Raw genomic sequence first — 24,017 nt, forward strand, 5'->3', positions numbered from 1 at the left:
CGGTCGTGAAACAGGAAGGACAGCACATCATGAAACCCTCCATCGGGGTCATCGGCCTGGGCGCCATGGGGCTGGGCGTCGCGCAATCGCTGCTGCGGGCCGGATACGCCGTGCATGCCTGCGACATCCGGCCCGAGGTGCTGGCGGCTTTCGCCGCGCAGGGGGGTACGGCCAGCGCCACCCCCGCCGGCGTGGCCGAGGCGTGCGACATCGTCATCGTGCTGGTGGTGAACGCGGACCAGACCGACGCCGTGCTGTTCGGCCCCGACGGCGCGTTCGCCGCGATGCGGCCGGGCGGGCTGGTCATCGCCTGCGCGACCGTCGCCCCCGCCGCGATCGAGGCGCTGGAAACCCGGCTGCGCGCCGGGGGCGTGTGGCTGCTGGACGCGCCGATGTCGGGCGGGGCGGCGAAGGCCGCGACGGGCGAGATGACACTGATGACCTCCGGCCCGCCCGAGGCCTACGACCGGGCGCGGGACGTGCTGCCGGCGATCGCCGGCCGGGTCTATCGCGTGGGCGACCGGGTGGGGCTGGGCACGCGGATCAAGATCATCAACCAGTTGCTGGCCGGGGTGCATATCGCCGCCGCCGCCGAGGCCATGGCGCTGGGCCTGCGCGAAGGGGCCGACCCGAAGACGGTGTACGACATCATCACCCACAGCGCCGGCAATTCCTGGATGTTCGAGAACCGCATGGCCCATGTGCTGGCCGGGGATTATACGCCGCTGTCGGCGGTCGATATCTTCGTCAAGGACCTGGGCCTGGTGCTGGACACCGCCCGCGCCGCGCGCTTTCCGCTGCCGCTGGCCTCGGCCGCGCACCAGATGTTCCTTCAGGCCGCCGCCGCCGGGCTGGGGCGCGAGGACGATTCCGCCGTCATCAAGATCTTTCCGGGCATTGCCCTGCCGGGCGCGGACCGCCCGGCCGGGAACGGCAACGCAGGGGGAGCGGCGTCATGACGCAGGCCCACCGGCCCCTGCTGGGCTGCATCGCCGACGATTTCACCGGCGCGACCGACCTGGCCAGCACGCTGGTGGCGGGCGGGATGCGTACGGTGCAGACCATCGGGGTGCAGGACGATGCGAAGCTGGACGACATCGCGGCCGATGCGATCGTCGTCGCGCTCAAGACCCGGACCGTTCCGGCGCACGAGGCCGTCGACCAATCGCTGGCCGCCCTGGCGTGGCTGCGCGCCAGGGGATGCCGGCAGATCTTCTTCAAATACTGCTCGACCTTCGATTCGACGCCGGCGGGCAACATCGGCCCGGTGACCCAGGCCCTGATGGCGGCCACGGGGACATCGCTGGCCATCGCCTGCCCGGCCTTTCCCGCCAATCAGCGCACGGTCTACAAGGGCTATCTGTTCGTGGGGGACGTGCTGCTGAGCGAGAGCGGGATGCGAAACCACCCCCTGACGCCGATGCGCGACCCCAGCCTGGTGCGGGTGTTGCAGGCGCAGACCGAGGCAACGGTGGGGCTGGTCGCGCATCAGGTGGTGGCGCGGGGGGCCGAGGCCGTGCGTGCGCGCCTCGCGCAGTTGCGGGCCGAGGGCGCCGGCATGGCCATCGCCGACGCGCTGGACGAGCGGGACCTGCTGGTGCTGGGCGAGGCCTGCGCCGACCATCCGCTGGTGACCGGCGGGTCGGGCATGGCGATGGGCCTGCCCGCCAATTTCCGCCGGCAGGGCCTGCTGCCGGCGCAGGACGCGACCGTGCTGCCCCGCATCGCCGGCCGCTGCGCGGTGCTGGCCGGCAGCGCGTCCGACATGACCAACCGGCAGGTCGCGCAGTGGCTACAGGACGGCCGACCGGCCTTCCGGATCGACCCCATGCTGCTGGCGGCGGGCGAGCCGGTGGTGGCCCGCGCACTGGCTTTCGCCCGGCGCAGCATCGGCACGCCGCTGATCTATGCCACCGGCCCGGCCGATGAGGTCGCGGTGGTGCAGCGCCGCCTGGGGGTGCAGGCCGCCGGCGCGATGATCGAGCACACGATGGGCGACCTGGCCCAAGGGTTGCGCGAACAGGGCGTGCGGCATTTCGTGGTGGCGGGCGGCGAGACCTCGGGCGCCGTGGTCCTGGCGCTGGGGGTGGAGATGCTGCGGATCGGGGCGCCGATCGCGCCGGGGGTGCCGGCCACCGTCAGCCTGGGGCCGGACCGGATGGGCTTCGCGCTGAAATCGGGCAATTTCGGCGGGCCGGATTTCTTTGCCGAGGCCGTGGCGGCGCTGGCAGGATCGGACGCGGCGGACGCGATGAGGGTGGGATCATGAGCGTGGAGGGCATGCGGCGCGAGGAGATCTGCCTGATCGGGTGGAACCTGCACCGGCGTGGCTATACGGTGGGCAGTTCGGGCAATATCAGCGTCCGCCTCGAGGACGGCTGGCTGGTCACGCCGACCGACGCCTGCCTGGGGCGGCTCGACCCCGCCGCCATCGCGCGGATCTCGTCCAATGGCGACTGGATATCCGGCGACCGCCCGTCCAAGACGCTGGCGCTGCACCGGCGGATCTATGACAACCGCCCCGACTGCCATGGCGTGGTCCACACCCATTCCACCCATCTGGTGGCGCTGACGCTGGCGGGCGTGCATGCGCCCGATGCCATCCTGCCGCCGATCACCCCCTATCAGGTGATGAAGGTCGGGCGGATTCCGCTGATCGCCTACGACCGGCCGGGGGCGCCGGCGGTGGCCGAGCAGGTGGGCGCGCTCGCGCGCCATGTCCGGGGCGTGATGCTGGAACGCCTGGGCCCGGTCCTGTGGGGGGCCAGCGTCACCCAGGCGGCGGACGCGCTGGAGGAGCTGGAGGAAACGGCGCGCCTGTGGCTGATGACCCTTCCCCGCCCCGCCCCGCTGGGGCCGGAGCAGCTTGCCGATCTGTGCCAAGCCTTCGGCGTGACCTGGCCCTGATTGTTTCGTGCGCCGACAGCAAGGATATCCCGCGCCATGCCCGCCTTCGCCGCCAACCTGACGATGAATTACGTCGAATGCGACTTCCTGGACCGTTTCGCCGCCGCGGCCGCGGACGGGTTTCGCGGTGTCGAGTTCCTGTTTCCCTACGCGCATCCCGCGTCCGAGATCCAGGCCCGCCTGCGCGACAACGATCTGGCGATGGCGCTGTTCAATGCCCCGCCGGGGGACTGGGCGGCGGGCGAACGCGGCCTGGCCGCCCTGCCGGGGCGGCAGGACGAGTTCCGCCGCAGTATCGAGACCGCGCTGGCCTATGCGGCCGTCCTGGGCAACCGCCGCCTGCATGTGATGGCCGGCCTGTGCCCCGATGGGGACGCACGCGCCCGGCATCACGACGTCTATGTGGACAACATTGCCCACGCCGCCCGCCAGGCGCGCGACGCCGGCGTGACGATCGTGCTGGAAGCGATCAACACCCGCGACATGCCTGGATATTTCCTGACCCGCCAGGAAGACGCTGCGGCGGTCTGCGCCGCCGTGGGCGCGGACAATGTCCGGGTCCAGTTCGACCTCTATCATGCCCAGATCATGCAGGGCGACGTCGCCACCCGCCTGCGCGCGCTGATGCCGGTGATCGGCCATGTCCAGGCGGCCGGCGTGCCCGACCGGCACGAACCCGACGACGGGGAACTGGCCTACCCGTACCTGTTCCGCCTGCTGGATACGCTTGGCTACGCCGGCTGGGTCGGATGCGAATACCGCCCCCGTGGGACGATGCGCGCGGGGCTGGGCTGGATCGAACCCTGGCGCGGACGCAGCGCCCCCTCGCCGTAGCACGACGCATCGGGCGTTGCCCGAACTCACCGATCCATGACCGGATTCAAAAGACTGCCTTGGCGGGTTTCAGGACCGCGTCCCGAGGCATGCCGTTTGCATCATTCCTTACCGCAAATCGACCTTCAGGCATGGAATAAATCGTCCGGGGATCGACCCTGATGCGACCTTGCCGGCATCCTGTGCCCCCATGCGCCGATAGAACGCCGCCGCACCGGGATCGGATTCGATGTGCATGGTCCGTGCGCCGTGCGTACGCGCGGCGGCGACCGCCCACGCGAACAGGCCACGCCCGACGCCCAGATTCAGAAAAGCGGGATCAACAAAAAGTTTTTCGAGTTCCGCCGTTTCTCCATCAACCGTCAATCGCGCAACGCCGACGACAGATCCGTCATTTTCCGCCACATAGACCAGCGAGGACAGAATATCGTCCGGAGAAATTTCGAGTTCGCTCCGGCACGCATCCAGGAATGCCGCGTCATATCCCCAAACGGCTTTGGAACGGAGACACAACCCCGTCAGGCTTTCCGCTTCCTGAACCAGCGCCGGGCGTAGCGAAACCTCTTTTTGTCCCTTTTCCAGCATGGCGTTCCCATATCATCCGGCGGACACGCGCCAGCGTTTACGGACATCCGGATAGCTGTCAATGTCAGTCTCGGCAAACGGCGGAAGGGAACGAGATGCTTGAGATGCGGCCGAACTGCGAATGTTGCGACAGGGACTTGCCGCCGTCAGACATGGGCGCACTGATCTGCTCTTTTGAATGCACCTTCTGCGTAAGCTGCGCGGAGAACAGGTTAGGGGGACGGTGTCCCAATTGCGGGGGAAACCTCGTAGCAAGGCCGACTCGAGCCGATCACTTCCTCGAAAAATCACCCGCATCGACGACGCGTGTCCTGAAACCCGAAGGATGCGCGCCGTCATTCGGGTAAGTCCATCCCTGCCCGCGACGCGCGGCCTACGACGATTCACGCGCAGGCACGCCAGGGTTCCACGCCGCCTTGTCGTCCCCCGTCCGGGCGCGGGTTGGCGTTTCACGCGCCAGCGCGGCTTCGTCGATCGGATCGCCGATCAGCAATCCATAGGCCAGCGCGGCCAGGATCGCGACGCCGGCCCCGGCCCACAGCGCCGTCCGGAACGATCCGGTGGCCTGCCCCAGCAGGCCGGTCACGACCGGGGCGAAGGCGCCCCCGATATAGCCGCCGCAATTCTGCATCGCCCCGATCGACGCCGTGCACCGGCCGGGCGCCGCCACGGGCGCCATCGCCCACGCCGTCGCAGTGCAGACGTACAGCAGGAACATCGCCACGCTGATGCAGCCGACGGCGACCGCGTTGCTGGCGACCTCCGCCGCCAGGATGGTGGCCCCGGCGGTGCCCAGCAAGGCCACGATCATCGGATATTTCCGGCTGCCGACCGGCGAGACGCCGTGCCGGACCAGCATATCGACCAGACGGCCGCCGCACAGGCTGCCCGCGATGCCGAACAGGAAGGGAATGGCCGCGATCCATCCGGTGCGCGCGATGCTCATGTGCCGGTCCATCTCCAGATAGCCCGGCAGCCATGCATTGTAGATCCACAGCACATAGATGCAGCCGAAGAACCCGGCCATCATGCCCCATGTCGTCCGGAACGCGAACAGCCGGCGCCATTCGCGCAGGCTGACCGGGCCGCGCCCGACCGCGTTCACGTCGTCGCGCAGATACGCGCGTTCGCCTTCCGTCAGGGCGATATCCGCCGGATCGCGATGCAGCAGCCAGAACAGTCCGGCGAAGACCAGCCCCACCACGCCCATGATCCCGAACATCCAGCGCCAGCCGAACGACAGCATCAGCACCGTCAGCAGCGGCACCGAAATCGCCGAGCCCAGTGTCGAGGCCGAATTCCAGATCCCCGTCGCCGTGCCGCGCGCCGGAACGGCGAACCAGTCCCGCACCACCCGCGCGCTGGCGGGGGATTGCGGCGATTCCCCCGCCCCCAGCAATAGCCGCGTGGCGAACATCGCCCCGAAACCGGTCACCAGCCCGCCCAGGCATTGCGCCAGCGACCAGATCGCAAGCCCCGCCGACAGCACCCGTCGCGGCCCCAGCCGGTCCACCAGCAGGCCGGCGGGCAACTGCGCCAGCGCATAGGCCCACAGGAAGGCCGACAGCAACGCCCCCATCCCCGCGACCGAAACGCCCAGGTCGTGACGGATCAGCGGATTGGCGACGGCCAGGGTGGCGCGGTCCACGTAATTCAACGCGCCCCCGGCCACCAGCAGAACCAGCGCGAGGCGTCCGGTCCGGGCGAGGCGGGGCGTCCTCACCGTGACAATATCGTGAGTATCCCGCGCATGTGCGGGAGGCGGGCGGTTTTTCATGACCGTTCTTCCTTGCCTGCCGGACGTGTCGCCGGCTTATCGGGGATCTGACGCCGCCCGTATGCGTTACGGTGCGGATGATGTCACATCCCGGATCGCAACGCCTCGTCAACGGAACAGATGCATTGAGAGCGTTTGATTCATGCCAGTCGATGAAAGCGACGAGGCTTTTGGCAGGAAAGGTCGGGCGTTGCCCGAACCCACCAGGGCCTGAGGCCCTGGACCCCGGTCGGGGATGGCGATACCTTGAGACAAGCTACTACGATTCTCTATGCCGTGTCGTTATGTTTCACAATATGGGTTACTACCCGCTAGGTACGGAAGACAGATGCGGCATCTTCTGACGCGGCTGAAATTCCGTCACCTGACGCTTGTCCTCAGCCTGGAGGAAAGCTGCAACCTGCACCGCACGTCGGACCTTCTGAACATGTCGCAGCCGACGGCGACGAAACTGTTGCAGGAAATCGAGCATACGCTGGGCGTGCCGCTGTTCGAGCGCCGGCCCAAGGGGATGGTGCCGACGCCCTTCGGCTCGCTGGTGGCGCGTCACGCCCGCCTGATGCTCAGCGACATCGGACGGCTTCAGCAGGACATTGACGAATTGCGGACCGGCATCTCGGGCGTGGTCCGCATCGGCACGGTCGTCGCGGCCATGCCCGATCTGGTCGCCCCGGCGGTCGGCCGCATCATCGGCGAAAACCCGCGGGTGTCCATTTCCCTGACGACGGACAACAGCGACGTTCTGCTGGTGGAGTTGCAGAACGGCCGGATCGACCTGATGGTCGGACGTCCGATCAGCCTTGTCGAAAACGAGGATTTGAACGTCGAAACACTGGAGGACGAGGACCTGCGGATCGTCGTGGGTCCGGACCATCCGCTGCTGGCGCGCGGCGATCTGGCCCTGCGCGACCTTGTCGGCGAACGCTGGCTGCTGCAACCGGGCACCAGCCCGATGCGGCGGGCGATCGACGCGGCATTCACCGTCGAGCGCCTGTCCTTTCCGCCGCATCCGGTCGAATCCGCGTCGGTGACCGCCACCATCTGCATGCTGGCGGAAACGTCGCTGATCGCGGTACTGCCGCACAGGGTCAGCGCCTTCTTCGTCCGCCGTGGCATCATCGCCGAACTGCCGGTGCAACTGCCGCGCATCCTGCGCCCCTATGCGATGGTGACCTTGCGGAATCGCCCGGCCGGCAACGCACTGACCCGGATGATGGCCCTGCTGCGCGCCGGTGCGGCCGGGGACGGGACGGGTGGCTGAAGCGTCACGCCTCAGGGCGCTGCCCTGAAACCCGCCAAAGGGCATCGCCCTTTGGAAACCCAGTCGTTTCATCCCTGATCGGGGTCCAGGGCCTCAGGCCCTGGTGGGTTCGGGCAACGCCCGATTGCGCGCGCGGGTTCGCGTGATCGGATTTCGTAATCGGGCCTTCCCAAAACTCGATTTGTAATCACCCGCGCTCCGCGAAAGGATGCCCCCAACAGCAACAACAAAGCCTGCGGATGCGACGGCCGATTTCAGTCGCACGACAGGCAGGGGAAGCATCCTATGCATGTGCTGATTCTTGGCGCGGCCGGCATGATCGGGCGCAAGCTGGCCGAAGCCCTCGGCCGGGCGCCCGTCGTCGGGTCGCAAGCCATTACCCGCCTGACCCTGGCCGACGTCGTCCTGCCCGCCGCCCCGCCGGGGCTGGAGGACAGGACCGACTGCCGCATCGCCGACCTGGGCCAGCCCGGCGAGGCCGCGCGCATGGCGGCATTGCGGCCCGACCTGGTCTTCCATCTGGCGGCCATCGTCTCGGGCGATGCCGAGGCCAATCTGGAAAAGGGATACCGCATCAACCTGGACGGCACGCGCGCGCTGTTCGACGCGCTGCGGCTGAACGCGGCGGACGGCGCGCGGCCACGGGTGATCTTCGCGTCCACGAACGCGGTGTTCGGCGGCGACATGCCCGATGTGATCGGCGACGATTATCTTCTGACCCCGCAGACCAGCTACGGCACGCAGAAGGCGATGTGCGAACTGCTGCTGGCGGACTACACCCGCCGGGGCCTGCTGGACGGGATCGGCCTGCGCCTGCCGACGATCTGCGTGCGGCCGGGCAAGCCCAACCTGGCGGCGTCCGGCTTCTTCTCGAACATCATTCGCGAACCGCTGGTGGGGCAGGAGGCGATCCTGCCGGTGGGCGAGGACGTGCGCCACTGGATGACCAGCCCGCGTTCGGCCGTGTCCTTCTTCCTGCATGCGGCGACGCTGGACCCCGCCACGCTGGGCGGCCGCCCGAACCTGACGATGCCCGGCCTGTCGGTCACCGTCGGCGAACAGATCGAAGCCTTGCGTAAAATCGCCGGCCCACGGGCGGTGGCGCTGATCCGCCGCGAACCCGATCCGCTGATCCAGCGCATCGTCACCGGCTGGGCGCGGGCTTTCGACCCGGCACGCGCGCGGGCGCTGGGCTTCGTGGCCGAGGCCGCGTTCGAGGACATCATCCAGGCCCATATCGACGACGAACTGGGCGGCGAACAGCCGGGCCTGCGCCGCGCCTCCTGACGCTTTCCGACCACAGAACGGGGTCAACCCGTCTTGCCCCCAAGGGGCCGGAGACAGTCCGACATGAGCATCACCCTTTCGCGGGCCGGCCTCGGGGCCGGCCGGGCGCCCGGCGTCGCGTCGCGGCCCGCCGCGCCGACCCCGACGCCGTTGCAGAACGCCATCCGCAAGGCGCGCGTCCGCCTCGTCCCCTTCCTGATCCTGATGTACATGCTGGCGTTCCTGGACCGCGCCAATGTCGGCATGGCCAAACAGGCGCTGGCCGGCGCCATCGGCCTGTCGCCCGCCGCGTTCGCGCTGGGGGCCGGCATCTTCTTCATCGGCTATGCGCTGTGCGAGGTCCCCAGCAACCTGATCCTCCACCGCGTCGGCGCGCGGCGCTGGATGGCGCGCATCATGGTCACCTGGGGGCTGGTCGCCGCCTGTACCATGTTCGTCCAGGGCGGCACCTCGTTCGTCGCGCTGCGCTTCGTGCTGGGCATCGCCGAGGCCGGGTTCTTTCCGGGCGTGATCCTGTATCTGACCTACTGGTTCCCGCCCGAAGAGCGCGGGCGCGTCATCGGCCGTTTCTATTTCGGCTATGCGCTGGCGCTGGTGCTGGGCACGCCGCTGTCGGGCCTTCTGCTGGGGATGGACCGGATCGGCGGCCTGGCCGGCTGGCAATGGATGTTCCTGATCGAAGGGCTGATGGCCTCGGCGGTGGGCGTGGTCACGCTGTTCGTGCTGCCCGACCGGCCGGCCGATGTCGCATGGCTCGACGACGAGGAAAAGCTGGCCCTGTCCACGGTGCTGGCCCGCGAGACCCGGCAGAAGGAGGCCGAGGGCGCCTCGAGCTTCCTGCATGCGCTGCGCGATCCGTGGCTGCTGCTGTTCACCACCATCTATTTCCTGATGCAGATCGGCAGCTACGGCGTCGCGTTCTACCTGCCCGACCAGGTCAGCCAGCTTCTGGGCGTGGCGATCGGGCTGAAGGTCAGCCTGGTGTCCGCCCTGCCGTGGCTGTGCGCCGTGTTCTTCACCGCGTTCTGGCCGCCCCTGGCCTCGCGCGTCAACCGGCCGCGCGCCTTCTTCATCGTCACCTTGCTGTTCATCTCGGGCGGTATCCTGGTGTCGGCCCATGCGCCGCCGCAGGCCGCCATCGTGATGCTGTGCATCGCCGCCGCCGGCATCATCTCGGCCCAGGCCATCTTCTGGACCTTTCCGACCGACCGCTTCGGCGGCACGGCGGCCGCGGGCTCGATCGCGGTCATCAATTCGCTGGGCAATCTCGGCGGGTTCGTCGCCCCCAACCTGCGGGCGGCGGCCGACCGCATCTTCCTCTCCCCCACCGCCGGCCTGCATGCGCTCAGCATCGCGGCGCTGCTGGGGATCGGGCTGGCGATGCTTCTGCCCGCCCGGGGGCGCCGGGTGATCGCGGCCGCCGATCTCGCCCCCGCCGACGATGCCCCGGCCGACGCCCGGCCCCTGCCCGTCGGCCCGCGCATCGCAACACCCTGACTTCTTCCGAAATCGTCTTTCCTGCACAGGAGATTCATCCGATGCCTGCAACCCTGCCCTGGAACCGCCACAACTGGCCGATCGCGGCCGCGATGATCCAGTATCCGAACATCCTGCCCGACGGGCGATGCGTGCAGGATGTACCGGCCGAGGAGTGGGCGGCGACCCTGGCCGATGTCGCGGACGCCGGCTTCACGGAACTCGACCCCACCGATTCCTGGCTGCGGATCGCCGATCTGGGCCGCAGCCGGCTGGACGAATTCATGGGCGTGGTGCGCGACGCCGGGCTGACGATCCCCGCCATCTCGACCGCGCGGCGCAGCGTGATCGACGCGCAACATGGCGAGGAGTACCTGGATTATTCCCATCGGCTGATCGACGTGGCGGCGGAAATCGGCGCCGGGGCGGTGTCCTTCGGGCTGTTCCAGGCGCTGACGCCGGAACAGAAGCGCGCGCTGTGGTTCTGGACGGTCGATGGCTACCGCGACCCAGACGACCGCGCGACCTGGGCCCTGGCGGTCCGCCGCCTGCGCGAACTGGGCCGGCACGCCGCCGACGCCGGCATCGAACTGTCGCTGGAGATGTACGAGGACACCTATCTGGGCACCGCCGACAGCGCGGTCCGCTTCGTCACCGACATCGACCTGCCGAATGTGGGGCTGAACGCCGACCTGGGCAATCTGGTGCGGATGCACCGGCCGGTCGAACACTGGCGGACGATGATGGAGAAGGTCGCGCCCTTCGCCCGCTACTGGCACGTGAAGAACTATTTCCGCACCGAGGACGCGACCACGGGAATGGTCGTCACCGCGCCGGCGCCGCTGGAATTCGGCGTCATCAGCTATCGCGCGGCCATCCGCGAGGCGCTGGGGCACGGGTTCCGTAGCGCCTTCCTGGTGGAACATTACGGCGGCGACGGGCTGAGCGTCAGCGCCACCAACCGCGAATACCTGCGCCGCATCCTGCCGCGCTGAAGACGCATCACGGAAAACGCCAGGAGTACACGCGACATGACGCATATCCATAATGGGGCCGACGGCTTCGCGGCGACGGCGCTGGACGGGTTCTGCGACGTTCACGCCCATCTGGTCCAGCGTATCCGCGGCGGCGTGATGCGGGCCACCGCCACGCCCCCCGGCAAGGTCGCCGTGGTCATCGGCGGCGGCAGCGGCCATTACCCGGCCTTCGCCGGCTATGTCGGGCCGGGCCTGGCCGACGCCGCCGTGGCCGGCGACATCTTCGCCTCGCCCTCGGCCAGGGCGGTCTACGATGTCTGCAAGCGGGCGGATCGCGGCGGCGGCGTGGTGCTGATGTTCGGCAACTATGCCGGCGACGTGCTGAATTTCAACATCGCCGCCGAACGGCTGCGTCGCGAAGGGATCGACACGCGCATCGTGGCGATCACCGACGACATCGCCAGCGCGCGCGAACCGGCAAGGCGGCGCGGCATCGCGGGCGACCTGCCGGTGCTGAAGCTGGCCGCCGCCGCCGCCGAAGCCGGCCGGCCGCTGGACGAGGTGGCGCGGATCGCGCGCCACGCCAACGACCGCACGCGCTCGTTCGGCGTGGCGTTCGGCGGCTGCACCCTGCCGGGCGCCGAGGCGCCCCTGTTCTCGGTCCCGGCGGGGCACATGGCGCTGGGCCTGGGCATCCATGGCGAGCCCGGCATCGACGAGGTCGCGATCCTGCGGGCCGGCGACCTGGCGACCCTGCTGGTCGGCCGGCTGCTGGACGACATGCCGGCCGGCGCGGGCACGCCTGTCGCGGCGGTGCTGAACGGGCTGGGCGGCACCAAGCAGGAGGAGCTGTTCGTGCTGTGGACGTCCGTCGCCGCCGGGCTGCGGAATGCCGGCCTGGACGCGATCCGCCCCGAGGTGGGCGAGTTCATCACCAGCCTGGACATGGAAGGGTGCTCGCTGTCGCTGACCTGGCTGGACGACACGCTGGAACCCCTGTGGACCGCCCCCTGCGACAGCGCCGCCCTGACGCGCGGAACCATCATCCCGACCACGCCGGCCCCGAAAATCGAGGACACCGCCGACCAGGCCGCCGCCTGGGCCCCGTCATCCGCCGCGTCGCGCGCCGCCGGGCAGGCGGTGGCCGAGGCGATGAGCCTGCTGGCGGCGACGCTGGACGGGGCCGAGGCGGAACTGGGCCGGATCGACGCCCACGCCGGCGACGGCGATCATGGCCGGGGCATGGCCTGCGGGTCGGCGGCCGGCGCGCGCGCCGCGCGGGACGCCGCGACCGAGGGGGCCGGGGCCGGCGACGTGCTGACGGCGGCGGCCGACGCCTGGGCCCACCGGGCGGGCGGCACGTCGGGGGCGTTGTGGGGCCTGGGGCTGCAAAGCGCCGGCCGGGCGATCGGCAACCAGGACGCCCCCTCGGCGGTGGGCGTGGCCCAGGCCGCCCGCACCGCGCTGGACGCCGTGATGCGGCTGGGCGGCGCGCGCCCCGGCGACAAGACGCTGGTCGACGCGCTGCTGCCGTTCGTCGAGACGCTGGAACGCGAGAGCGCGAGCGGCGCCGGGCTGGCGCGGTCCTGGCACGCGGCGGTCGGGGCCGCCACCGCCGCGGCCGAGCGCACCGCCGACCTGCTGCCGCGCATCGGGCGCGCCCGCCCGCTGGCGGCGCGCAGCAAGGGTCACCCCGACGCCGGCGCGGTGTCGCTGGCGCTGTGCGCCCGCACGATCCTGAAGATGATGGAGCATGAAAATGTCTGACAGCCCGCGCACATGGCGCGTCGTCATCGGCAGCGACGATGCCGGCCTGCACTATCGTGCCGCCCTGGCCCGCGACCTGCGGCAGGACCCACGGGTGGCCGAGGTCATCGACATCGGCGTCGGCGACGACGAGCACACCGACTATCCCCACGTCGCCGTCCGCGCCGCCCGCATGATCGCCGACGGGCGGGCCGACCGGGGCCTGCTGATCTGCGGCACCGGGCTGGGGGTGGCGATCAGCGCCAACAAGGTGCCGGGCATCCGCGCGGTCACCGCCCATGATTCCTACTCGGTCCAGCGCGGCGTGCTGAGCAACGACGCGCAGGTCCTGTGCATGGGCGAGCGGGTGATCGGGCTGGAACTGGCGCGGATGCTGGTGCGGGACTGGCTGGGCTATCGCTTCGACCGGCAATCGGCCTCGGCGGCGAAGGTGGCCGCCATCTGCAGCTACGAACCGGCCCCCGCCCACGCGCTGTAACACAGCCGGGCGACAGACATCGGACAGCAGGAACACGACATGACCATCCAGATCAGAAATGTCGCCGTCATCGGCGCGGGCTACATGGGGGGCGGCATCGCCCAGTCGCTGGCCCTGGCGGGGGTCGGGGTCACGCTGGCCGACGCCTCGCCCGACGCCACGGCTGCGGCGCTGCGACGCCTGCATGACGAGGCCGGGGCCTTCGAGCGCCAGGGACTGTTTCCGCCCGGCGCGGCGGGGCTGATCGCCGACAATCTGCGTGCCGCCGGCTCGATCGCGGAAGCGGTGGCCGACGCCGATTTCATCGAGGAGGCGGTGCCCGAGATCCCGGCGCTGAAGCGCGAGGTGCTGGCCCGGATCTCGGACGCGGCGCGGCCCGATGCGATCATCGCGACCAACACATCCACCCTGCCGGTCCATACGCTGGCCGACGCGGTGCGCCACCCCCGCCGCTTCCTGACGGTGCATTTCAGCAACCCCGCGCCGTTCATCCCCGGCGTCGAACTGGTCTGCGGCGCGGACACCGACCCCGCGATCGTGCCGGCGATCCGCGAATTGCTGGCCCGCGCCGGGCGGCGCTGCGCGCAGGTGGCCGACACGCCGGGCTTCGTGCTCAACCGGCTGCAATATGTGCTGCTGAAGGAGGCGACCCTGATCGTCGAGGAAGGTGTCGCAACACCCGAGGACGTGGACACGCTGGTCAGCACCACCTTCGGCTTCCGGCTGCCCTTCTTCGGCCCGTTCGCCATCGCCGACATGGCGGGGCTGGATGTCTACGCCAACTGCTTCCGCACGTTCGAGGAGGCCTTCGGCCCCCGCCTGGCCACCCCGGCCTCGCTGACCGCCCTGGTGGCCGAAGGCAGGTTCGGCACCAAGTCGGGCGCGGGCTATTCCGGCAGCTTCGACAAGACGCAGACCGACGCGCTGATCGCCTATCGCAACAAGGCCTATGCGCGGATGGGCCAGCTTCTGCAGGACCTCGGCCCCTCCCCCCTCCAGCGGAAGGAGTAGGGCCATGTCCGATCCCTCCGCCCCCGGCCGGCCCTTCTGGGTGGGCACGAGCTGGAAGATGAACGGCCTGCCCGACGACGCCCGCAGCTATGCCGAACGCATCGCGGCGGTGGACGACTGGCACGGCGTCCTCCCCTTCGTCATGCCGCCCTTCACCGTCCTGGCCGATGTCGCGCGCCTGCTGCGCGACAGCCCGGTGCAGGTGGGCGGGCAGAACATGCACTGGGACGAGTCAGGGTCCTGGACCGGCGAGATCTCGGCCCCGATGCTGCGCCAGTGCGGCGCGACGATGGTCGAACTGGGCCATTCCGAACGACGCCGGCATTTCGGCGAGACCGACGAGACCGTCAACCAGAAAGTCCACGCCGCGCTGCGCCATGGGCTGACCCCGCTGGTCTGCATCGGCGAGACGCAGGCCGAACGGGACGGGGGCGTGTCCGACCTGGTCCTGGCCCGCCAGGTGCGCCTGGCGCTGCATGGGCTGACGGCGGCCCAGGCGGGCCGCGTGATGTTCGCCTACGAACCCGTCTGGGCGATCGGCGAGGCCGGACGCCCCGCCCCGCCCGCGCTGGTGGCGCAGGCCGCCGCCGGCATCCGGCAGGAACTGGACCGCGCCGCCGACGCCCCCGGCGCATCCCCGCTGCTGTACGGCGGCAGCGTGAACCTGGAAAACGCGGCGCCCTATGCCGCGCTGGCCGACATCGACGGCCTGTTCGTGGGCCGCGCCGCCTGGACCGCCGAGGGCTACGCCGCCCTGGCGCGCGCTGCCGCGCGCCCGCCGCGCCGGGGGCCATAGGCGGCGACCCCGCGCGCTTCCCCCTTTCCGTTCGGAGTATCGCGCCATGCCACGGCTACGATGGATCATGGTCATCCTGTGCTTCGCGGCCACGACGATCAATTATATCGACCGGGCGACCGTATCGGTCGCGGCCCCCTTCATCGCGCGCGACCTGCATCTTGGCCCGGCGGTGCTGGGCGTGGTGCTCAGCGGCTTCTTCTGGACCTATGCGGCCATGCAGGTGCCGGCGGGCCTGGTGGTCGACCGGCTGGGGCCGCGCCTGACCTATGCCGTCGCCGTGCTGTGGTGGTCGTTCTTCACGGCCGTCACCTCGGTGGTCAACAGCGCGGCGCTGCTGTTCGGCTGCCGCTTCGCGCTGGGCGTCGGCGAGGCGGGAAGCTATCCGTGCAACACCAAGGTCGCGGCCCAATGGTTCCCCACCCGCGAACGCGGGCTGGCCTCGGGCATCTTCGACAGCGGGTCGCGCGCCGGGTCGGCGCTGTCGATGCCGCTGATCGCGCTGCTCATCAGCTTTACCGGCTGGCGTCTGGCCTTCGTCGTCACCGGGCTGGTGGGGGTGGCGTGGGTGGTGGCGTGGCTGCTGCTCTATCGCGATCCGGACCGCCATCCCGGCGTCACCGCGCGGGAACTGGCGGCGTTGCGGGCGGCGCAGCCCGCCGCGCAGGCCCAGGGCGCCCAGGCAGGGGCGGCGGTGCCGTTCCGCGCCCTGTTCCGCTACCGGACGGTGTGGGGGATGATGATCGGCTTCTTCTGCCTGAATTTCGTCTTCTATTTCTACACCACCTGGTTTCCGACCTACCTGGTGCAGGCACGCAATTTCTCGCTGCATCGACTGGGCGTGCTGGGCATGCTGCCGGGCCTGGCGGCGGTGCCGTCCGCCTGGATCGGTGGCTGGACGTCGGACCGGCTGTACCGCGCGGGCTGGAGCCTGACCGCCGCGCGCAAGACCTGCCTGGTCGGCGGCATGCTGCTGTCGTCGGTCATCACGCTGTCGGCCTTTACGCGCAGCGACGCGCTGTGCCTGGCATTCTTCACCACGGCCTATGCGGGCATCGCCTTGGCCGGCGCCAATATCTGGTCGCTGCCCGCCGACGTCGCCCCCAGTGCGGCGCATGTCGCCTCGCTCAGCGGCATCCAGAACGGGGCGGCCAACCTGTCGGGCATCCTGACCGCGACCATGACCGGCGTCATCCTCAAGATCACCGGCGGCTCGTTCATCGCGCCGCTGTGCATCACCGGCGGGTTCTGCGTGCTGGGGGCGATGACCTATCTGTTCGTCGTGGGGCCGATCGCCCCGTTGCCGCCGCTGGCCGGCAGAACCCCGGCGGCAGGTCGGGCGTTGCCCGAACCCACCAGGGCCTGAGGCCCTGGACCCCGATCAGGGATCAATGACATGACCGTTCTGTCCATTGTGCCGACACGTCCTGTGGGTATGTCGTCCGCCACGGCGGCGGCCGCGCCGGTCCCGCGCCTGTGGGGGCGCTATCTCAACCTCGATGATTTCGAGGCCGCCGCGCGCCATCGCCTGCCCCGCGCCATCTACGGCTATGCCAGCGGCGGCGCGGCCGACGGCGGGGCGGTGCGCGACAATCGCGCCGCCTTCGGCCGCTGGCATTTCGTGACGCGGATCCTGCGCGACGTGGCGTCGCGCACGCCGGCGCGCACCCTGTTCGGCCATCGCTATGACGTGCCGTTCGGCATCGCGCCCATGGGCGCCGCGGCGGTGGCGGCCTTCGATGCCGATATGCGGATGGCGCGGGCCGCGCGCGCCGCCAACCTGCCGTTCGTGCTCAGCGCCAATTCCATCACGCCGATGGAGGCGGTGGCGGCGGTCAATCCCGGCATCTGGTTCGCCGCCTACCTGCCGCCGGCCCCGGTCCATATCGACGGCATGCTGGCCCGCGTCGCCGCCGCCGGAATTAGGGTGCTGGTGGTGACGGTGGACGTCCCCGCCGGATCGAACCGCGAGGCCGAACGGCGCAACGGCTACACCATGCCCCTGCGCCCGAACGCGCGCCTGGTCGCCGACGGGCTGGCCCATCCGCGCTGGCTGCTGGGCACCGCGGCCCGCACCCTGGCGCGCCAGGGGGTGCCGGTCATTTCCAACATCCGGCCGCGCGGGGGGCCGGGCCTGTTCTCGCGTCAGGTCAGCTTCATCGGCGGGGACGGCGCCTTCACCTGGGATCATGTGCGGCAGATCCGCCGGTCATGGCAGGGGACGCTGGTGCTGAAAGGGGTGCTGTCGCCCGCCGATGCCCGCCTGGCGCGGCAGCATGGCGCCGACGGCATCGTCGTCTCGAACCATGGCGGCCGCCAGCTGGACGGTGTGGCGTCGCCCATGGACATGCTGGGCGCGGTCCGCGATGCAAGCGGCGACATGGCGGTGCTGGTCGACAGCGGCTTCCGCCGGGGCGGCGACATCCTGAAGGCGCTGGCCCTGGGGGCGGATTTCGTGCTGATCGGCCGCCCGTTCCTCTACGCCGCCGCCCTGGCCGGCGAAGCCGGCGTGCGCCATGCGGCCGGGCTGCTGCGCCGCGAGGTCGACCTGGACATGGCGCAGCTTGGCCTCGCCACGCTGGCCGACATCGGCCCCGCGTGCCTGATCCCAGCTTTCCGAAAGACTGACGCATGAGATGTCCCCGCCAAGGGCGTTGCCCTTGACCCACCAAAGGGCAGTCGCCCTTTGGAAACCCATTCGTTATCAAATGATTGGGGTGCAGGGCCTCAGGCCCTGCCGGGTCCAGGGCAGAGCCCTGGCCGCACCCCGCGCTACGATAAGGGCCGCGCGCGGGACGCCTTCAGGGGGTATCGGGCAATTTCCAGTCGATCGGCGTCAGCCCGTTTCGGATCAGGAAGTCGTTGGCCTGGGAAAAATGCCGGGAGCCGAAAAAGCCGTTATGCGCCGAAAGCGGCGACGGGTGCGGCGCCTTCAGGACCAGATGCTTCGACGAATCGACGAAGGCGGCCTTCCTCTGGGCGTAGGCGCCCCACAGCATGAAGACGGCCGGCGTCTCCTGCGCGTTGACGCGGGCGATGACCGCATCGGTGAAGCGTTCCCAGCCCTTGCCCTGATGCGATGCGGCGCAGGCGCGTTCGACGGTCAACACGCTGTTCAGCAGCAGCACACCCTGCTTCGCCCAATGCTCCAGATAGCCGTGGCGCGCCGGCGGGATGCCGAGGTCGGCCTGCATTTCCTTGTAGATATTGACCAGCGAGGGCGGAACCCTGACGCCCGGCCTGACGCTGAAGCACAACCCGTGGGCCTGGCCTTCCCCATGGTAGGGGTCCTGCCCCAGGATGACGACCTTTACGGTCCCGAGCGGCGTCAGGTCCAGTGCGCGAAAATACTCGTTCCCCTTTGGGAAAATGACCTTGCCGCTGTTCTTCGACGCGATCAGAAAATCCTTCAGCGTACGCATGTAAGGCGCATCGAATTCGGCCGCGAGCGCCTTTTTCCAGCTTTCGGACAATCTGACCGTTTCTGCCGTCATTGCGGTTCTCCCTGGGGCCACATTTAAACCAGATGCGGCGGAATGCGAAGGCAAGGGCGTTGCCCTTGACCCACCAAAGGGCCTGGCCCTTTGGAAACCCAGTCGTTTCATCATGATCGGGGTCCAGGGCCTCAGGCCCTGGTGGGTTCGGGCAAAGCCCGATCTTCCTTCGTTGCGCGATGGGGCAGACGGCTATCGTTCCGCAATTCCCCGCAACGCCGTCAGCACGTCCGGCCTGATGTCCGGGTGTCGTTGGACATCGCGCAACACCTGCCGGGCCACGCCCCGCGCCTGCTCGCCCTGGCGCAGCCAGGCCCTGAGAAAGACCCGCAGACGTACGCGCACGCCGGCGGGAAGGTCTTCGGAGCGGGCCGCGTCACGCAGTTCGATCACCCACATGCCCAGCGCCATGGCGTCCAGGTGCCGGCCCATGTACCGCAGCATCTCGTCGCGGGGGACGTCGCGGCAGGTCCGCACCGCGCGCACCATGCTGTCGGCATTCGCCGCGAGCCACCGGGGGACCGACGATGCGTCATTGCCGCGCGCCAGGGCGCGCAGCCGCCGCTCCACCCAGGCCGCCGTGCGCCTCAGATGGCTGTCCGCCCTGAAGGGAAGCACCAGTCCGAAGGTCAGCCGTGCGAACAGAACGGCCGCCAGGAAGGCCAGTGCCCCGTTGAGAAACGAGACCTCGTCATAACGCCCCAGGTTCGACGGGCCGAGCAGCACGGGAAAGAACAGGTTGAACGCGAAGGCATGATTGACCAGCCGGGACGTCCGCGCGGCCAGCCCGCCCGCGATCATGGGAACGAGCAGCAGCAGCACCAGGCATTCCGGCGACGTGACGGCCGGGATCACCAGCGCGACATACAGTCCCGCGACCCCCGCGCACCACATCGCCCCGCGATAGAACCCGGCGGACGCCAGCGCCGGGACCTCGCGCGTCGCCAGAAGCCCGTAGACCAGCGCCACGAACGACACGAAGGCCGGGCCGGCGGGCCATGCCGTCACCTCCCAGACCAGCCATGCGCCGATAATCCCCACCGCCGCCCGCAGGCCGTTATGCAGGGCCTCGATCGCCTGGCGCGGAGAATGGCTGCCGAACCTGAAAGGGTCCCGCGCCCGTGGCGACATGATCGCCTGGATATGCCGCCTTGCCGCGCCGAGATCCCGGTCGAGCGCCGCGCCCCGCACGCCGCTGCGCGCGCGGGCCAGCACCGCCAGCAGGTGGGCCAGCGCGGCGCGCGCGTGGTCGGCGCTTCGTCCCTGGCCCGCGCCCATTTCCAGCACATCGAATTCGACCCGCGCGTTGACCGCCACCAGATCGGCCAGAAGGCCGCTTTCCGCCTCGACATCCAGCCGGCCCGGCGGCGATGCCGTCACACCGGATGCCACCCTGTCGGCCAGCCCGCGCAGCCGGCCGGGCAGCCGTTCGCGCGCCGCCGCCCGGACGCCCGGCAGGAACAGCGCCGCCATCCCGGCCTCGCACGCGATGCCCAGCACGATATAGGTGCCCCGCGCCATCGCGACGTCGAAAACATGATCGGGCTGGCTGATGGCCCCGGTCGCGACGATCGCCGACGTGAAGCTCGTGACCAGCAGGCCGTAGCTGCGATACCCGTCAAAGAACGTCGCGCACCCGCAGCAGAGACCCATCCACAGCGCCAGCCCCACGAAGAACAGGCCGCTTTCCTGGGGAAACGCGGCAATCAGCGCCACCCCCGCGCAGCACCCCACCGCCGTGCCCACCAGACGCCAGCGCGCCTTGGACAGCGATTCGCCCCGCGACGCCGTCGCCACGACCCAGACGGAAAGCGGCGCCCACTGCGGGCTGTCCAGTTCCATCCACATCGCAATCAGAAGCGACAGTATCGCCGCCAGCGACGTGCGGACGGCGAACCCCAGGTCGGCCGGCGACGGCGCCAGAAGCCACCGCCATGGCATGGTCCAGGGCCTGCCCCATGCATGGCCCCATGTCCGGACCCATGTCCTGGCCCCGGAATCGGCCATTCTTCCCACCGCGCCTGACATGGTCCCGCCCCGAAAAACGACAGGCTGCGGCGCGGCGGGGCGCGCGTCCAAGCGTTTGTCGTGATCTCATCATAACGACCGTTTATGAAGCGCCCTACAGCTTGAGCGCGTCGTCCAGCACCAGCCCGCAGGCGACCTCCCAGCTTCGCGCCATCAGGGCCGTCACCACCGGCTGGCGCAGGCGTACCAGCCCCACCCCGGGCGTCGGGCAGGGGCTGAGACGCCGGATCTGGAGCGGGGCCACCGTCTCGCGTCCCGCCGGCAGCGCGGCCGTGGGCAGGATCGTCGCGAGGCGCCCCGCCTGAAGTTCGGCATGCAGCAGTTCCAGCGAATTCGTCTCCAGATACACCGCCGGCTCGCACCCGGCCTCGCGGAAACACGCATCGACGATCTGCCGGCTTCTCATCGACCGCCCGAGCAGGCACAGCGGCAGCCGCGCCGCCTCGTCCCAGCGGCAGGCGGTCCGGTTGGGCAGGCTGACCTGGGACGAGGCCGCAAGCACGAGCTGTTCCGCGTAGAGATGCCGGGTTTCAAACGGCCCGTCGGCAGGCACCTGGTCCAGATACATCAGCCCCATCTGGATCCGCTGGTCGCCCAGGTCGCGCAGGATGTCCGCGCTGGCCGCGACGTTGACCGACAGGTGCAGCGCCGGCACCGCCGCCCGCAGGCTTTCCATCAGCAGCGGAACGATCTGGATGGCGGGCGGCATCGTGCCGATGGACAGGCTGCCCCCGGCGACTTCATGGGCGAACTGCGCCTCCTGCCGCAGACCGTCCAGCGCCGCGATGCTCTGCTTCGCCCAGGCCAGAACCCGCTCGCCTTCGGCGGTGAAGCCGAACACCCGCCGGTTGCGGAGCACGACCGTGACGCCGAGTTCGTGCTCCAGTTGCCGGATGGCGGCGGAAAGCGCGGGCTGGGACACGCCGCAATGCTCCGCGGCACGGGAAAAATGCCGAAAACGGTCAAGCGCGACCAGATAGCTCAACTGACGTAGGAACACACGAACCGCCCGACCAAGGATGCCTTCGCAACCCTACCGCTTCGGGGCGGGGTCCCATAGGGGCCGCGTTACAGGGAAAGGAAGGTCGGGCGTTGCCCGAACCCACCAGGGCCTGAGGCCCTGGACCCCGGTCGGGGATAAACGACCGGGTTCCAGAGGACTTTGCCGTACGATCCTACGGGCGGGATCAGTGCGTCACGTGGGGCACGGGGCCTGCCATGGCCTTCACATCGTCCGCCGACAGCGTGTCGGCATAGCTGTTGCCGAAATGCGTGCGGACATAATTGATGACATTCGCGATCTGCTCGGGACTCAGCGTGCCGTTGAACCACGGCATCGCCCCGAAGCCGTTGAGCACCACCCCGGCGGGATAGGCCGAGATCGCCAGCTTGGGATTGCCGGCCAGCGCCGGAATGACCGCGGCCCCCTTGCCGCCCTTGCCGTCCGCCATGTGGCAGGCCTGGCAGACATGGCGATAGACCTCGGCGCCGGATTGCATGTCGCTTTTGCGCTCGCCCCCCGCACCGGGGGAATCGGCCAGGGCTGCGACCGGGAAAGCGGCAAGGCCCGCGATGACGAGCGCGCGCAGGATATGGCTGTTCATGCTCAGGCCTCCTGCGCCCGCTTGTGAAGTCGCGTTATCGCATCGAGAGACGACAGGATCGCCCCCTCCTGCCAGCAGCCGAGGTACGAGGCGTGCTCGCCCGCCAGCACGATGCGCCCGTCCATTTCCGTCAGCGTGCGATAGTGCTGCCTGCGGCTCTCCTCGCTCCAGATGGCGCAGCAGCCCAGCGACCAGGGAATGCGGCTCCAGGCCACCGAGGCGCCGTTGCTGAACTCCTTGCGATATTGCGGATGCAGGACCGAGCCCTGCGCCAGGCCGGTCTCGATCCGTTCGGCGGGCGACATACCTGCGATGTCCAGGCCGGCCATGTTCTTGGTATAGGCGCCAAGCAGCACGCCCGGCCCGGATGAATGATAGCCGTAGCTGGGATAGGAAACCTGCGAGATCTCGCCGCTGGTAAAGCTTATGCCGCCATAGATGTCGTCGTCCTGCTCCCAGAACCGGCGCTTGAACTCCAGCCCCATCTTGATGTGCGAGGTATAGGGCACGGCGCCGATCGCGGCCTTCATGGCGGGGGCGACCTGGACGTCGATCTGGCTCAGCACCGAAAGCGGGATGGTGCAGACGCACCAGTCGGCGGTCTCCTCCGAGACCTTGCCGCTTGCGGTATGTTCCCACGTCACGCGCACGCCGTGCGGGTCCTGGGCGATGCGGGTGACGCGCGCATGCATGGTGATAAGGTCGGCGACCTGTCTGGCGAAGCCCTTGCCGATCATGTCCACGCCGCCGACCGGCTGGAACATCGTCGTCTGCATCTCGTAATTCATGAAAAATGCCAGGGACTGCCACATGCCCGGCTTGAACAGCTCGTGCCGGTCGAGCAGGTGCGAGGGCACGGGCGCGCCGTCCGGGCCGCCCCCCGGACGCTTTTCCCATCCCCGGCGCGTCGAGGTATGCACGCTGCTGGTGTAGCGCAGGTTCTCGTCCAGCAGGCCCCAGCCACGCATCGCCTCTTTCAGCTGCGCGCGATCGTCCGGCGTCAGTTCCTGATCGAGCGTGTGCCCATCAATTGATTTCGCCAGAAGCTCGGCGACGACACCGGTGAAGTCGCACGCGACATCGCGATAGCGCATCGGCTTGCCGCCGAAAGCCTCCGCGCTCTGGACGAACGCATTGTAATTGAGCTGGATGAACGGTTCCAGCGCGACGCCGAACTGTTTGCAATAATGCAGCAGGGCGCGATGGTGATAGGGAATGCGCCACGGACCGGGATTGATGTAGTTCCCCGGCGAAAACTCCACTTTCTGGACGGGCGTGCCCATTTCCACAACGCGGTCGCCGCCGCGCAGCGTCCAGTTCCGCCCGCCGGGGCGGTCCTGATATTCCAGGATGCGAACGGAATATCCCGCCTTGCGTAATTCGTAGGCGGCGAGCATCCCCGCCAGCCCGGCGCCCAGCACAAGCACCTTCGACCCCTTGCGCGCGCCGGACAGCGCCGGCGGCCCCGAAAATCGTGAATCGGCCGCGTGGCCCATGACCGTCATCGCCTGGTAGAGGGCCGCGGTTCCCCCCGCGAGACCAAGCGCGGTCAGAAGCTGGCGTCGGGTCTGTGAGGCCATGAAGCTGTGGTTCCTTGTCGGCAAAGAGATGTCCCGACCTGCAAAGATCGGGGATGGGTATCGAAAGATCCCGTCCCGGCCACCTATAAGCATGACGTTTCCAACATGCAACAGAATGCATCTCTCCCCCGGAATGTATATGTTTGTGTATAAAT

22 protein-coding genes are annotated in these 24,017 nt (G+C 69.3%); 15 read left to right on the top strand and 7 right to left on the bottom strand.

Going from position 1 to position 24,017, the window contains the following annotated elements; all coding sequences use genetic code 11:
- The first annotated feature begins 5 nt into the window (after positions 1-5).
- From ltnD to otnI, 4 genes are read left to right on the top strand one after another with little or no spacing between them, the layout of a single operon-like run.
- On the top strand, positions 6-959 hold the full coding sequence (gene ltnD / locus HLH21_RS17245) for an L-threonate dehydrogenase (RefSeq protein ID WP_264811668.1): 954 nt from the start codon (positions 6-8) through the stop codon (positions 957-959).
- A complete protein-coding gene (otnK, locus tag HLH21_RS14805) occupies positions 956-2,269 on the top strand; it encodes a 3-oxo-tetronate kinase (RefSeq protein ID WP_182944529.1) in 1,314 nt (437 codons plus the stop codon). The genes ltnD and otnK overlap by 4 nt, the downstream gene beginning before the upstream one ends.
- Positions 2,266-2,907, top strand: a complete 642-nt coding sequence (gene otnC / locus HLH21_RS14810) for a 3-oxo-tetronate 4-phosphate decarboxylase (RefSeq protein WP_182944530.1) — start codon at positions 2,266-2,268, stop codon at positions 2,905-2,907. Before otnK ends, otnC begins: the two co-directional genes overlap by 4 nt.
- 36 nt (positions 2,908-2,943) lie before the next feature.
- Positions 2,944-3,741 carry a 2-oxo-tetronate isomerase gene (gene otnI / locus HLH21_RS14815; RefSeq protein WP_182944531.1) on the top strand — a complete coding sequence of 266 codons (798 nt, stop codon included), beginning with the start codon at positions 2,944-2,946 and terminating at the stop codon, positions 3,739-3,741.
- 108 nt (positions 3,742-3,849) lie between these two features.
- On the opposite strand, the gene HLH21_RS14820 is transcribed toward otnI, so the two are convergent.
- Positions 3,850-4,326 (bottom strand): GNAT family N-acetyltransferase, encoded by a 477-nt coding sequence (locus tag HLH21_RS14820; RefSeq protein ID WP_182944532.1) that lies wholly within the window; start codon positions 4,324-4,326, stop codon positions 3,850-3,852.
- A 104-nt stretch (positions 4,327-4,430) separates the two neighbouring features.
- Between HLH21_RS14820 and HLH21_RS14825 the strand changes: the two genes are divergently transcribed.
- A complete protein-coding gene (locus HLH21_RS14825) occupies positions 4,431-4,673 on the top strand; it encodes a DUF1272 domain-containing protein (RefSeq protein WP_264811670.1) in 243 nt (80 codons plus the stop codon).
- 26 nt (positions 4,674-4,699) lie between these two features.
- On the opposite strand, the gene HLH21_RS14830 is transcribed toward HLH21_RS14825, so the two are convergent.
- Positions 4,700-6,049, bottom strand: coding sequence for an MFS transporter (locus HLH21_RS14830; protein ID WP_220789843.1), 1,350 nt, complete (start codon positions 6,047-6,049; stop codon positions 4,700-4,702).
- A gap of 382 nt (positions 6,050-6,431) precedes the next feature.
- Between HLH21_RS14830 and HLH21_RS14835 the strand changes: the two genes are divergently transcribed.
- From HLH21_RS14835 to HLH21_RS14880, 10 genes are all read left to right on the top strand, one after another.
- Entirely contained in the window at positions 6,432-7,364 is a 933-nt protein-coding gene (locus tag HLH21_RS14835) for a LysR family transcriptional regulator (protein ID WP_182944535.1), read from the top strand.
- 285 nt (positions 7,365-7,649) lie between these two features.
- A complete protein-coding gene (gene denD / locus HLH21_RS14840) occupies positions 7,650-8,651 on the top strand; it encodes a D-erythronate dehydrogenase (protein ID WP_182944536.1) in 1,002 nt (333 codons plus the stop codon).
- A gap of 63 nt (positions 8,652-8,714) precedes the next feature.
- The gene (locus HLH21_RS14845; protein ID WP_182944537.1) at positions 8,715-10,148 is read left to right on the top strand and encodes an MFS transporter; all 1,434 of its coding nucleotides are present in this window, start codon (positions 8,715-8,717) and stop codon (positions 10,146-10,148) included.
- A 41-nt stretch (positions 10,149-10,189) separates the two neighbouring features.
- A complete protein-coding gene (locus HLH21_RS14850; RefSeq protein ID WP_182944538.1) occupies positions 10,190-11,122 on the top strand; it encodes a sugar phosphate isomerase/epimerase family protein in 933 nt (310 codons plus the stop codon).
- A gap of 36 nt (positions 11,123-11,158) precedes the next feature.
- On the top strand, positions 11,159-12,871 hold the full coding sequence (locus HLH21_RS14855; RefSeq protein WP_182944539.1) for a dihydroxyacetone kinase family protein: 1,713 nt from the start codon (positions 11,159-11,161) through the stop codon (positions 12,869-12,871).
- Positions 12,858-13,349, top strand: a complete 492-nt coding sequence (locus HLH21_RS14860; protein WP_281375056.1) for a ribose-5-phosphate isomerase — start codon at positions 12,858-12,860, stop codon at positions 13,347-13,349. Before HLH21_RS14855 ends, HLH21_RS14860 begins: the two co-directional genes overlap by 14 nt.
- 39 nt (positions 13,350-13,388) lie before the next feature.
- Entirely contained in the window at positions 13,389-14,360 is a 972-nt protein-coding gene (locus HLH21_RS14865; RefSeq protein ID WP_182944540.1) for a 3-hydroxyacyl-CoA dehydrogenase family protein, read from the top strand.
- A gap of 4 nt (positions 14,361-14,364) precedes the next feature.
- Positions 14,365-15,156, top strand: a complete 792-nt coding sequence (locus HLH21_RS14870; protein WP_182944541.1) for a triose-phosphate isomerase — start codon at positions 14,365-14,367, stop codon at positions 15,154-15,156.
- Positions 15,157-15,202: 46 nt separating this feature from the next.
- Entirely contained in the window at positions 15,203-16,522 is a 1,320-nt protein-coding gene (locus tag HLH21_RS14875; RefSeq protein WP_182944542.1) for an MFS transporter, read from the top strand.
- 30 nt (positions 16,523-16,552) lie between these two features.
- Positions 16,553-17,791: an alpha-hydroxy acid oxidase gene (locus HLH21_RS14880; protein ID WP_246379832.1), complete on the top strand. Its 1,239-nt coding sequence runs from the start codon at positions 16,553-16,555 to the stop codon at positions 17,789-17,791.
- Between the two features lie 166 nt (positions 17,792-17,957).
- Here HLH21_RS14880 and ung read toward each other — a convergent pair whose 3' ends face one another.
- From ung to HLH21_RS14905, 5 genes are all read right to left on the bottom strand, one after another.
- On the bottom strand, positions 17,958-18,650 hold the full coding sequence (gene ung / locus HLH21_RS14885; protein WP_182944543.1) for a uracil-DNA glycosylase: 693 nt from the start codon (positions 18,648-18,650) through the stop codon (positions 17,958-17,960).
- Between the two features lie 192 nt (positions 18,651-18,842).
- Positions 18,843-20,591 carry an FUSC family protein gene (locus tag HLH21_RS14890; protein WP_246379833.1) on the bottom strand — a complete coding sequence of 583 codons (1,749 nt, stop codon included), beginning with the start codon at positions 20,589-20,591 and terminating at the stop codon, positions 18,843-18,845.
- Positions 20,592-20,772: 181 nt separating this feature from the next.
- Positions 20,773-21,678 (bottom strand): LysR family transcriptional regulator, encoded by a 906-nt coding sequence (locus HLH21_RS14895; protein ID WP_182944545.1) that lies wholly within the window; start codon positions 21,676-21,678, stop codon positions 20,773-20,775.
- Between the two features lie 187 nt (positions 21,679-21,865).
- On the bottom strand, positions 21,866-22,282 hold the full coding sequence (locus HLH21_RS14900) for a c-type cytochrome (protein ID WP_182944546.1): 417 nt from the start codon (positions 22,280-22,282) through the stop codon (positions 21,866-21,868).
- Positions 22,283-22,284: 2 nt separating this feature from the next.
- Positions 22,285-23,862 carry a flavin monoamine oxidase family protein gene (locus HLH21_RS14905; protein WP_182944547.1) on the bottom strand — a complete coding sequence of 526 codons (1,578 nt, stop codon included), beginning with the start codon at positions 23,860-23,862 and terminating at the stop codon, positions 22,285-22,287.
- Positions 23,863-24,017: the final 155 nt, after the last annotated feature.

Source organism: Gluconacetobacter johannae (assembly GCF_014174305.1).
Taxonomy (GTDB): Bacteria; Pseudomonadota; Alphaproteobacteria; order Acetobacterales; family Acetobacteraceae; genus Gluconacetobacter; species Gluconacetobacter johannae.

Excerpts from the sequence above, each read along its gene's own strand:
- otnK (WP_182944529.1), top strand. The coding sequence starts at position 956 with ATGACGCAGGCCCACCGGCCCCTGCTGGGCTGCATCGCCGACGATTTC.
- otnC (WP_182944530.1), top strand. The coding sequence starts at position 2,266 with ATGAGCGTGGAGGGCATGCGGCGCGAGGAGATCTGCCTGATCGGGTGG.
- otnI (WP_182944531.1), top strand. The coding sequence starts at position 2,944 with ATGCCCGCCTTCGCCGCCAACCTGACGATGAATTACGTCGAATGCGAC.
- HLH21_RS14820 (WP_182944532.1), bottom strand. The coding sequence starts at position 4,326 with ATGCTGGAAAAGGGACAAAAAGAGGTTTCGCTACGCCCGGCGCTGGTT.
- HLH21_RS14825 (WP_264811670.1), top strand. The coding sequence starts at position 4,431 with ATGCGGCCGAACTGCGAATGTTGCGACAGGGACTTGCCGCCGTCAGAC.
- HLH21_RS14835 (WP_182944535.1), top strand. The coding sequence starts at position 6,432 with ATGCGGCATCTTCTGACGCGGCTGAAATTCCGTCACCTGACGCTTGTC.
- denD (WP_182944536.1), top strand. The coding sequence starts at position 7,650 with ATGCATGTGCTGATTCTTGGCGCGGCCGGCATGATCGGGCGCAAGCTG.
- HLH21_RS14845 (WP_182944537.1), top strand. The coding sequence starts at position 8,715 with ATGAGCATCACCCTTTCGCGGGCCGGCCTCGGGGCCGGCCGGGCGCCC.
- HLH21_RS14850 (WP_182944538.1), top strand. The coding sequence starts at position 10,190 with ATGCCTGCAACCCTGCCCTGGAACCGCCACAACTGGCCGATCGCGGCC.
- HLH21_RS14855 (WP_182944539.1), top strand. The coding sequence starts at position 11,159 with ATGACGCATATCCATAATGGGGCCGACGGCTTCGCGGCGACGGCGCTG.
- HLH21_RS14860 (WP_281375056.1), top strand. The coding sequence starts at position 12,858 with ATGAAAATGTCTGACAGCCCGCGCACATGGCGCGTCGTCATCGGCAGC.
- HLH21_RS14865 (WP_182944540.1), top strand. The coding sequence starts at position 13,389 with ATGACCATCCAGATCAGAAATGTCGCCGTCATCGGCGCGGGCTACATG.
- HLH21_RS14870 (WP_182944541.1), top strand. The coding sequence starts at position 14,365 with ATGTCCGATCCCTCCGCCCCCGGCCGGCCCTTCTGGGTGGGCACGAGC.
- HLH21_RS14875 (WP_182944542.1), top strand. The coding sequence starts at position 15,203 with ATGCCACGGCTACGATGGATCATGGTCATCCTGTGCTTCGCGGCCACG.
- HLH21_RS14880 (WP_246379832.1), top strand. The coding sequence starts at position 16,553 with ATGACCGTTCTGTCCATTGTGCCGACACGTCCTGTGGGTATGTCGTCC.
- ung (WP_182944543.1), bottom strand. The coding sequence starts at position 18,650 with ATGACGGCAGAAACGGTCAGATTGTCCGAAAGCTGGAAAAAGGCGCTC.
- HLH21_RS14890 (WP_246379833.1), bottom strand. The coding sequence starts at position 20,591 with ATGCCATGGCGGTGGCTTCTGGCGCCGTCGCCGGCCGACCTGGGGTTC.
- HLH21_RS14900 (WP_182944546.1), bottom strand. The coding sequence starts at position 22,282 with ATGAACAGCCATATCCTGCGCGCGCTCGTCATCGCGGGCCTTGCCGCT.
- HLH21_RS14905 (WP_182944547.1), bottom strand. The coding sequence starts at position 23,862 with ATGGCCTCACAGACCCGACGCCAGCTTCTGACCGCGCTTGGTCTCGCG.